This window comes from Caballeronia sp. M23-90 (assembly GCF_053574605.1).
Genome location: NZ_JBSIPA010000028.1, coordinates 21,299 through 30,170, shown reverse-complemented (window position 1 = coordinate 30,170; position 8,872 = coordinate 21,299). Strand labels below are relative to the sequence as shown.

Here is an 8,872-nt window from a genome sequence, read left to right as displayed (position 1 = left end):
TTTCGTCGAGCACGCGGTAATGACGTTCGATTTCCCGCCTGTAGCGGTTGATCGCATATGGCAGTTTCTCCGGCGCGGCATGCTGGAAATGCACGGCCTGACCCGAAAACGGCCCCAGGCCCGAACTGATGAAGAACAGCCATGAGAGGAGTTCGGGCCGGTCTGCCGCTGTGCCGGCGAAGCGCTGGGTCTTCTCGGCGAGGTATAGCAGGATCGCGCTGGAATCGAATACGCGCGCTTCGCGGCCGCCGGGGCCGTCCGTATCCACGATCGCCGGGACCTTGCCATTTGGGTTGACGCTCAGAAACGCGGGCAGATGCTGTTCGCCTTTGCTGGTATCGACGGGGATAACCTCGTACGCCAGTCCCGATTCTTCGAGAAACAGCGCGACTTTCGCGGGGTTCGGCGTGGGGTGAAAGTAAAAGCGGATCATGGCGTCCTGGAATTGAAGAGCGATAAGCGGGGCCGCAATGGCCGGCCGTCTGTGTTTAGCGTGATCGATTCAGGGTATCCGATGAAATCCGGGATGGCAATCGTGTCCCGCGAGAGCGATTTACGCCTGCATGTTTGCTTACGTAATCGCCTGAGTCGCACTGCCGGCAATAAAGATATTCCGTTGTAACCCGCCATCGGTTTCTGACGAACTAACTTGCAGACACACGTTTGTCTGTGAATGAAAGCTTTCGCAGAAACAATTTTTCGAGCGGTGTAACCGCTTATGCAGCCCCGGCGAATTAGTAAGCATTGGGCTGATCGGCAAGGTCAGCATTCCGATACCGGCACAGGATCTCTTATGAACACGACACATGCAGCACGCGGTATCAAGGGTCCTGCGAGAGTCATCCAGCCCGCATGGGTGCGCACCACGCACTGGCTCAACGCGCTTGCGGTGATCCTGATGATGCTGTCAGGATGGAGGATCTACGACGCATCACCAGTATTCAAGGGCTTCATGATCCCGCCGGGAATAACGTTGGGCGGCTGGCTCGGCGGCGCGCTGCAATGGCATTTCGCGGCAATGTGGCTGCTGGTGTTCAACGGTTTGTTCTACCTCGCGATGAACCTCGCCACGGGGCGCATCAGAACGAAGTTTTTCCCACTGTCGCTGCGCACGATCTTTCATGACCTGATCGAAGCACTCAAGGGTCACCTCTCGCATGCCGATCCGGGCAAGTACAACGCGGTACAGAAGTTCGCCTACCTGTTCGTGATGATCGATATTGCAGTGCTGGTCCTGTCGGGTCTCGCCATCTGGAAGTCGGTGCAACTTCCTCTGCTGCGCGACCTGATGGGCGGATATGACTTCGCGCGCGTCGTCCACTTTTGCGCCATGTCGCTGCTGGCGGCGTTCATCATGGTGCATCTGGTGATGGTCTCGCTCGTGCCGCGCTCGCTCCTCACCATGATTCGCGGCCGATGATTCAACCACCGATCCCAAGCAAAGCCTCTGGAAAATCGATCATGAAACCCATCAAGCCAAACCGCATGACTGTAGACCGTGAGTCGCTGATCATCGACGTGAAGCGTGAACTCGACATGCCTTCGCGGCGCCTTTTTGGCAAGCGCATCGTTACGCTGGGTGGCCTCGCGATGCTGACTGGTTGCAGCATCTCCGACGACAAGTCCGTCGAGACCTTCCTGTCCCGCGTCTCGCGCCTGAACGATACCGTGCAAGGCTGGCTCTTCGATCCTAACCGCCTCGCGCCCACCTATACGGAAGCGCAAATCACACGGCCGTTTCCGTTCAATGCGTTCTACGGCGTTGACGACGTTCCCGAAGTCGATGGTGCCAACTTTCGCTTGAAAGTAAGCGGTCTCGTTCAGGACAAGAAGACCTGGACCTTGCCTGAACTTTACGCGTTGCCGAAAGCCGAGCAGATCACACGCCACATCTGCGTGGAAGGCTGGAGCGCGATAGGGCGCTGGGGCGGAACGCCGTTCTCCGAGTTCCTCAAGCGCGTAGGCGCCGATACATCTGCGAAATACGTGGGCTTCAAATGCGCGGATGACTACTACGAGAGCATCGACATGCCGACGGCATTGCACTCGCAGACGCTTCTTACGTTCACGTATGACGGCAAGCTTCTGCCGCCCAAATATGGCTATCCGATGAAACTCAGGATGCCTACCAAACTCGGCTACAAGAATCCCAAACACATCATGGAGATTTTCGTCACCAACACGTTCCCTGGCGGTTATTGGGTTGATCAGGGCTACAACTGGTTCGGAGGTTCCTGACTGCACGCATGCACCTTGCATTGCGGCGTCAGGTACTTCGATTCACCCCGGCTCGGCCGGCTACTGTTACTTGAGAAGAGGTCCATATGAAACTGTTTATCACGGCAGCACTCGCAGCAACACTCGCATTGAGCGGCTCCATGGCGTTTGCCCAGGCAAGCGATGCAATGGCACACGATTCAATGGCGAAGGATTCGATGTCCAAGGATTCCATGTCGAAGGACTCGATGTCCAAGGATTCCATGTCGAAAGACTCCATGAAGAAGGGCGACAAGATGAAAAAGCACGATGCAATGGGCATGGCACATCCGGCATCCGGGGCCATGGCTCAGTAATTGCCCGGCGTTTCGAAAGCGATTCAACGCATGCGTGAAATCGCTTTCGATAGAAGTTCTCTTCCCGCAAGCCCAGATCCCAGATCCCGGCTCCCCGCAGAGTCGCAACAGCGGATTTTTGGCGAGGTTTAATCTGTCCTGGTGTTGACCAATACGGTCAACCACGGGCGCAAGCTGTGACACCGAGTGTGGTGTGTCTGCACATTCGCCCCCAAATCATTCATTTTGATAAACAATAACGGCACCGCACGTCTTCGTGAGCTTCGAACCAATACCGCCGATGCCCGATCACCGTTTGCTGATAATCACTCCCGCCACACATGGCGTCGCCATCGACCTGGTCTACGCCACAGACCGCAATCTCACCGGCAAGCCGATCTACAAGGCGGCGCACTGCCTGCTGCTGAGCCCCGCTGAAGCGGCGTTGAGAAAGGCTGTCGAGCTTGCCGGAAACATTGGCATGACGCTCAAGATCTTCGATGCCTACCGGCCTCCGCAAGCGCAGCAAGTGCTCTGGGACTTCCTGCCCGACCCCACCTATATCGCTGACCTGAAGCGCGGCTCGAACCACAGCCGCGGGACGGCAGTCGACCTCACGCTTGTCGGTGCCGACGGGCACGACCTCGACATGGGTACGGCTTTCGACGAAATGTCGGTCGCATCCGAACACTTTCACTCTGGCTTGCCCGAGCATGTGCAGCGCAACCGCACGCTTTTGCTAGGCGTCATGCATGGCGCGGGTTTTTTGCATATTCCAAGCGAGTGGTGGCATTACGAATTGCCCGGCTCGCGTGAACTTCCAGTCATCGACAATGCGGACAGCGGCCCTTTGCGTCTTATGTAAGGGCGCACCAAGTACAGCGATCAACTTTCACGGAGCGAGTATGAAACGTGTTTTGCGCAACGCGCTGGCAGCCATCGCGGTGGCATCGACCTTGACGGTGACTTTGGGCGGCTTGAATTCCGCCTATGCGGCTACGCCCAAGGACATGCTGGTGATGGCGACCTTGCTCGACGAATTCACCACCTTGGATCCGGGCGAGATCTACGAACTGGTGCCGCAGGAATATGTGGCGAACACGTACGACCGCCTGATTCGTGTCGATCTGAAAGACCCGGCGCGCTTCAACGGCGATGTTGCGCAATCATGGGCCGTGAGTCCCGACGGCCTGACGTTCACGTTCAAGATCCGGTCCGGCCTCAAGTTCCACTCGGGCAACCCGCTCACCGCCGACGACGTCGCGTGGTCGATCCAGCGCACCGCGTTGCTCGACAAGGGCGCCGCGGCGGTGCTCGCGGGCATTGGACTCACGAAGGCGAACGCGCTGCAGAACGTGAAGAAGATCGACGATACAACCGTCTCTGTCACGACCGACCAGAAGTACGCGCCGACCTTCGTGCTCAACGTGCTGGGATCGTGGCCGGCATCGGTGCTCGACAGAAAGCTGCTCGAATCGCACGCGAAGGGCAACGATTTCGGCAACGAATGGCTGAAGACGAATGAAGCGGGGTCGGGTGCCTACAAGCTCGTGAAATGGACCGCGAACGACAGCATCGTGCTGCAGCGTTTCGATGGTTATCGCGTGCCGCTTGCCATGAAGCGCATCGTGATGCGGCATGTGCCCGAGGCATCCAGTCAGCGTCTGATGATCGAAAATGGCGATATCGACATAGCGCGTGACCTGAGTTCAGACGACCTCGCCACGCTTACGAAGAAGGGCGCGATTCGCGTGACATCCGTGCCGCAAGCTACGCTGATGTATCTCGGGCTGAACAACAAGAACCCGAATCTTGCGAAGCCGGAGGTGCAGGAAGCAATGAAATGGCTCATCGATTACAACGGCATCCAGCAGAACATCGTGCGCACGACGTACAAGGTTCACGAGACGTTTCTTCCCGAAGGTTTTCTCGGCGCGCTTAACACGAACCCGTACCACCAGGATGTCCCGAAGGCGAAAGCGCTGCTCGCAAAGGCCGGTCTGCCGAACGGTTTTGCCGTCAAGATGGATGTGCGCAACGACTCGCCTTATGGCGAAATAGCGCAAGCGGTGCAAGCCAACCTGGCGCTGGCCGGTATCAAGGTAGAGCTCATTTCCAGCGATAACAAACAGACGCTCGGCAAATATCGCACGCGCCAGCATGACATCTACATTGGCGAATGGTCGGCCGATTACATCGATCCGCACAGCAACGCGCAAGGCTTCGCATGGAATCCGGACAACTCCGACAACTCCAGCTTCAAGATGCTCGCGTGGCGCAATTCGTGGGACATTCCGCAATTGACGAAAGAGACGCAGGCGGCGCTCGAGGAATCATCGACGGCAAAACGCGCGCAACGTTATGAGGTCATGCAAAAGGAAGTGCTCGCCAGGTCGCCATTCGTGATCATGTTCCAGAAGGTCTCGCAGGTCGCGGCGCGGCCTGGGGTGACGGGACTGGAAGTCGGGCCGATCTTCGATCTTGTTTCCTACCGTGACTTGAAGAAGCAGTAAGCGTGGATCTGCAACTAACAGTCTCCCAACATGCACGCCGCGCGCTTGCAAATCATGCAGGCGTGCGCCGGGGATGGCTGTTCGTACGCTGGCTGCTGATGCTGGTTGTCACGTTCATCGGCTTGCTCGGGGTGACGTTTTTCATCGGGCGGAAGATCCCGATCGATCCGTTGCTCGCCATGCTTGGCGAGCGCGCATCGCCTCAGGCTTACGCGGCGGCGCGGCTCTCGCTCGGGCTCGACAAGCCCCTGATCGTGCAGTTCGCAATCTACGTTCGCGATGTGCTGCATGGAAATCTCGGCATGTCGCTGCTGACGTCGAATCCGGTTGTCGACGACATCAAACGCGTCTTTCCAGCCACGCTTGAACTCGCCACCCTGTCCACCTTCATGGGCATCGTGATCGGTGTGCCGCTCGGCGTCGTGGCGGCAGTGCGGCATAACCGCTGGATCGATCATGTGGCGCGATTCATCGGGTTGGCGGGGAGTTCACTGCCTGTGTTCTGGCTCGCGCTGATGGGCCTGCTTTTGTTCTATGCCAAGCTGCATTGGGTCTCGGGACCGGGTCGCATCGATCCGCTTTACGACGGCATGGTCGATACACATACCGGAAGTTTGCTGATCGATTCCATCATTGCCGGCGAGTGGGACGTGCTGAAGAATGCGCTCTCGCATATCGTCCTGCCTGCCGGCATTCTTGCGTTCTATTCCATCGCTTACCTGAGCCGCATGACGCGCTCGTTCATGCTCGAACAGTTGAGCCAGGAATACATTGTCACGGCGCGGGCAATGGGGCTGAGCGAACGGCGCGTGATCTGGCGTCATGCATTTGGCAATATCGCGGTGCCGCTCCTGACGGTGATCGCGCTCGCTTATAGCTACCTGCTCGAAGGCTCGGTGCTGACCGAGATCGTGTTTGCGTGGCCGGGTATCGGTTCGTATCTCACGGGCGCGCTCCTCAACGCCGATATGAACGCCGTGCTCGGCAGCACGCTTGTGATTGGCGCAACGTTCATCACGCTCAACTTGCTGACGGACGCGCTGTACAAAGTATTCGATCCACGCGCCCGATGACTGCCAAAGGTTCATGACGTGCTTCCATCCAGTGATTCCACTCGAATGACGAAACCGCGCAAGGAATGGCAGGCGTGGCTCTTGACGGACACGCCCGCGTCCCGCAGGCAAGCCGCGCTCGGATTGGCATACAGGCGATGGACACGGTTCGCGAGCAACCCACTGAGCGTGTTCGGCCTTGCAATTTTGCTCTTGCTGATCCTGTTCGCTGCAATCGGTCCGTGGCTTCCGCTGCACGATCCGTTGCGTCAGGTACTGGGTGATCGCTTGCTGCCGCCGGGTTCGCTTTCGCATTGGTTCGGCACCGATCAACTTGGGCGCGACATTCTCGCGCGCCTTGTGATCGGATCGCGACTGACGTTGAGCATCGCTATTCTGGTGGTCGTGCTGGTCGTGCCCGTCGGTTTGCTGATCGGCACGGCGGCAGGCTTTTGCGGCGGTTTCGTCGATACCATTCTCATGCGTCTCACCGACATCGCGCTCGCGTTTCCGAAGATCGTGCTGGCGCTCGCGTTTGCCGCAGCGCTCGGACCGGGCGTGATCAACGCGGTCATCGCGATATCGATCACTGCATGGCCGCCGTATGCGCGTCTTGCTCGTGCCGAAACGCTTCGGCTCGTCCAGGCCGACTTCATCCATGTCGCGCGCCTGCAAGGGGCGTCGTCCATGCGGATCTTGTTGCGTTATATCGTGCCGATGTGCTCGTCGTCCGTGATCGTGCGTGCGACGCTCGACATGGCGGGCATCATCTTGACTGTCGCGGGGCTCGGTTTCCTCGGGCTCGGCGCGCAGCCGCCCAGTCCGGAATGGGGCTTCATGGTGGCGTCTGGGCGCGGCGTGCTGCTGGACGCCTGGTGGGTCGCGACCATCCCGGGCATCGCCATCTTGTTGGTGAGCCTTGCTTTCAACCTGCTCGGCGATGGCCTGCGCGACGTCTTCGATCCCCGTCAAGGAGGCTGACATGCACGCTGATACCCTCTGCGAAATCGATAACCTGCGCATTGCGTTCGCAGCCCACGACGGCACGCTGACCGAAGCCGTGCGAGGCATTTCACTTACGCTGGCAAAGGGCGAACGCCTTGGTATCGTCGGTGAATCGGGATCGGGAAAGTCGCTGACAGGACGCGCGCTGCTCGGACTTCTGCCAACATCTGCACGATGGTCGGCCGACGCAATGCGCCTCGACAATCACAACCTGCTTGCCTTGAGCGCCAAAGACCGGCGCCGTCTGTGCGGCACGCAGATGAGCATGATCCTGCAGGATCCGAAGTATTCGCTCAATCCCGTGATGACCGTCGCGCAGCAAATGCGCGAGGCATTCGGGCGGCAATCGCCGAGGCTTAGTGGGAAGGCAATGCGCAAGCGCATTGTCGAAGCGCTTGCTGCCGTGCATATCCGCGATCCGGAGCGGGTTGCCGACGCTTATCCGCACGAGCTCTCAGGCGGCATGGGCCAGCGCGTGATGATCGCGATGATGGTCTCGTCGGGGCCCAAACTGCTTATCGCCGATGAACCCACCAGCGCGCTCGACGTCCTGGTTTCCATGCAAGTGCTCTCGGTGCTCGACGAAATGATCGCGAAGCACGACACCGGTCTGATCTTCATCAGCCACGACTTGCCGCTCGTGATGTCGTTCTGCGACCGCGTGATGGTGATGGTCGGCGGCCGCGTGGTCGAGACGTGCGCGGCGCGTGATCTCGCGAATGCGCAGCACCCGTACACGCGTGCTTTGCTTGCAGCGAGCCCACCGCTGCGCAACCCGCCGGACCAGTTGCCGGTATTGCAACGCGACGCTGCATGGTTCGCCGAGGCCGCGCGATGATCGATGCAAACGCGGTGCAGGTACGCTTCAAGACCAAAACCGGTTTCGCCGATGCCGTGCGCGCAGCGACCTTTCACGTGAACGAAGGCGAAGTCTTCGGACTTGTGGGCGAATCGGGCTCGGGCAAGTCGACAGTGCTTCGCGCGCTGACCGGACTCGTGCCCATTGCAGGCGGTTCGATGCGGATCGGCCGGCACGTCCTCGGTGAGCGCGTCGACCGCACGTTCAGGCGCGAAGTGCAGATGGTGTTTCAAGACCCGTACGGCTCGCTTTATCCGCGCTTCACGGTCGACCAGACATTGCGCGAACCGCTGTCGATCAACGGCATGGATCGCCAGGACGAACGCATCCTGGATGCGTTGCGCGAGGTTGGTCTCGGCCCGGCATTTCGCTTCCGGTACGCGCATCAATTGTCGGGCGGGCAGCGTCAGCGCGTGGCAATCGCACGCGCGTTGATTGTGGAGCCGCGCGTGCTGCTCCTCGATGAACCTACGTCCGCGCTCGATGTATCGGTGCAGGCGGAAATCCTGAATCTGCTGCGGCGGCTGCATCGCGAACGCAATCTCACGATGATCCTCGTCAGTCACAACATGGCGGTGGTCGGATTTTTATGCCAGCGGGTGGCGGTGATGCGCGATGGCGATATCGTCGAGCAGCTTTCGGTCGAAGCGGTGCGCGAGCAAACCGTGGCGCATGAGTACACACGAAGCCTGTTGCTCGCAACGCAAGGTTATACGCGAAGAACGGAGGATTCAGCCCGACCCGGAGCGCCTGATAGAATGGGAGATTAGCTGGTGGCATCCCCGAAGCGTGTGACGCCGGGATCGCCTGCGCGGCTATGCACGCGGCCGGCTTTTCCCCGCTACCGCGAAGCGTAACCCTCAAAACGTGACAGTCCGGCTCGATCCGCTT

Annotated in this window: 10 protein-coding genes; 9 read left to right on the top strand and 1 reads right to left on the bottom strand. The window is 59.3% G+C overall.

The genetic code is table 11. The features are described 5' to 3' along the window. Positions 1-433 (bottom strand): glutathione S-transferase N-terminal domain-containing protein (locus ACRXB1_RS05290; protein WP_449491349.1); only part of this gene is annotated, 433 nt, incomplete at its 3' end. Positions 434-793: 360 nt separating this feature from the next. Here ACRXB1_RS05290 and ACRXB1_RS05285 point away from each other — a divergent pair. The 9 genes from ACRXB1_RS05285 (at position 794) to ACRXB1_RS05245 (ending at position 8,751) form a co-directional block, all read left to right on the top strand. Further along, positions 794-1,420 (top strand): cytochrome b/b6 domain-containing protein, encoded by a 627-nt coding sequence (locus ACRXB1_RS05285; RefSeq protein ID WP_449491348.1) that lies wholly within the window; start codon positions 794-796, stop codon positions 1,418-1,420. 41 nt (positions 1,421-1,461) lie between these two features. After that, positions 1,462-2,238 carry a molybdopterin-dependent oxidoreductase gene (locus tag ACRXB1_RS05280; RefSeq protein WP_075357841.1) on the top strand — a complete coding sequence of 259 codons (777 nt, stop codon included), beginning with the start codon at positions 1,462-1,464 and terminating at the stop codon, positions 2,236-2,238. A gap of 86 nt (positions 2,239-2,324) precedes the next feature. Next, a complete protein-coding gene (locus ACRXB1_RS05275; protein ID WP_075357842.1) occupies positions 2,325-2,573 on the top strand; it encodes a pentapeptide MXKDX repeat protein in 249 nt (82 codons plus the stop codon). A gap of 280 nt (positions 2,574-2,853) precedes the next feature. Further along, on the top strand, positions 2,854-3,417 hold the full coding sequence (gene ddpX / locus ACRXB1_RS05270; RefSeq protein WP_075357843.1) for a D-alanyl-D-alanine dipeptidase: 564 nt from the start codon (positions 2,854-2,856) through the stop codon (positions 3,415-3,417). A gap of 40 nt (positions 3,418-3,457) precedes the next feature. Then, positions 3,458-5,065: an ABC transporter substrate-binding protein gene (locus ACRXB1_RS05265; RefSeq protein WP_449491347.1), complete on the top strand. Its 1,608-nt coding sequence runs from the start codon at positions 3,458-3,460 to the stop codon at positions 5,063-5,065. Positions 5,066-5,073: 8 nt separating this feature from the next. Further along, the gene (locus tag ACRXB1_RS05260; RefSeq protein ID WP_449491350.1) at positions 5,074-6,138 is read left to right on the top strand and encodes an ABC transporter permease; all 1,065 of its coding nucleotides are present in this window, start codon (positions 5,074-5,076) and stop codon (positions 6,136-6,138) included. 45 nt (positions 6,139-6,183) lie between these two features. Beyond that, entirely contained in the window at positions 6,184-7,098 is a 915-nt protein-coding gene (locus ACRXB1_RS05255) for an ABC transporter permease (protein ID WP_174362515.1), read from the top strand. 1 nt (position 7,099) lies between these two features. Further along, positions 7,100-7,960, top strand: coding sequence for an ABC transporter ATP-binding protein (locus ACRXB1_RS05250; protein WP_061999192.1), 861 nt, complete (start codon positions 7,100-7,102; stop codon positions 7,958-7,960). Further along, positions 7,957-8,751 (top strand): ABC transporter ATP-binding protein, encoded by a 795-nt coding sequence (locus ACRXB1_RS05245; protein ID WP_449491346.1) that lies wholly within the window; start codon positions 7,957-7,959, stop codon positions 8,749-8,751. The genes ACRXB1_RS05250 and ACRXB1_RS05245 overlap by 4 nt, the downstream gene beginning before the upstream one ends. Positions 8,752-8,872: the final 121 nt, after the last annotated feature.

What these genes read in the sequence shown, in the direction of transcription:
- ddpX (WP_075357843.1), top strand. Translation starts at nt 2,854, where the DNA reads ATGCCCGATCACCGTTTGCTGATAATCACTCCCGCCACACATGGCGTC.
- ACRXB1_RS05245 (WP_449491346.1), top strand. Translation starts at nt 7,957, where the DNA reads ATGATCGATGCAAACGCGGTGCAGGTACGCTTCAAGACCAAAACCGGT.
- ACRXB1_RS05275 (WP_075357842.1), top strand. Translation starts at nt 2,325, where the DNA reads ATGAAACTGTTTATCACGGCAGCACTCGCAGCAACACTCGCATTGAGC.
- ACRXB1_RS05285 (WP_449491348.1), top strand. Translation starts at nt 794, where the DNA reads ATGAACACGACACATGCAGCACGCGGTATCAAGGGTCCTGCGAGAGTC.
- ACRXB1_RS05255 (WP_174362515.1), top strand. Translation starts at nt 6,184, where the DNA reads ATGACGAAACCGCGCAAGGAATGGCAGGCGTGGCTCTTGACGGACACG.
- ACRXB1_RS05265 (WP_449491347.1), top strand. Translation starts at nt 3,458, where the DNA reads ATGAAACGTGTTTTGCGCAACGCGCTGGCAGCCATCGCGGTGGCATCG.
- ACRXB1_RS05280 (WP_075357841.1), top strand. Translation starts at nt 1,462, where the DNA reads ATGAAACCCATCAAGCCAAACCGCATGACTGTAGACCGTGAGTCGCTG.
- ACRXB1_RS05250 (WP_061999192.1), top strand. Translation starts at nt 7,100, where the DNA reads ATGCACGCTGATACCCTCTGCGAAATCGATAACCTGCGCATTGCGTTC.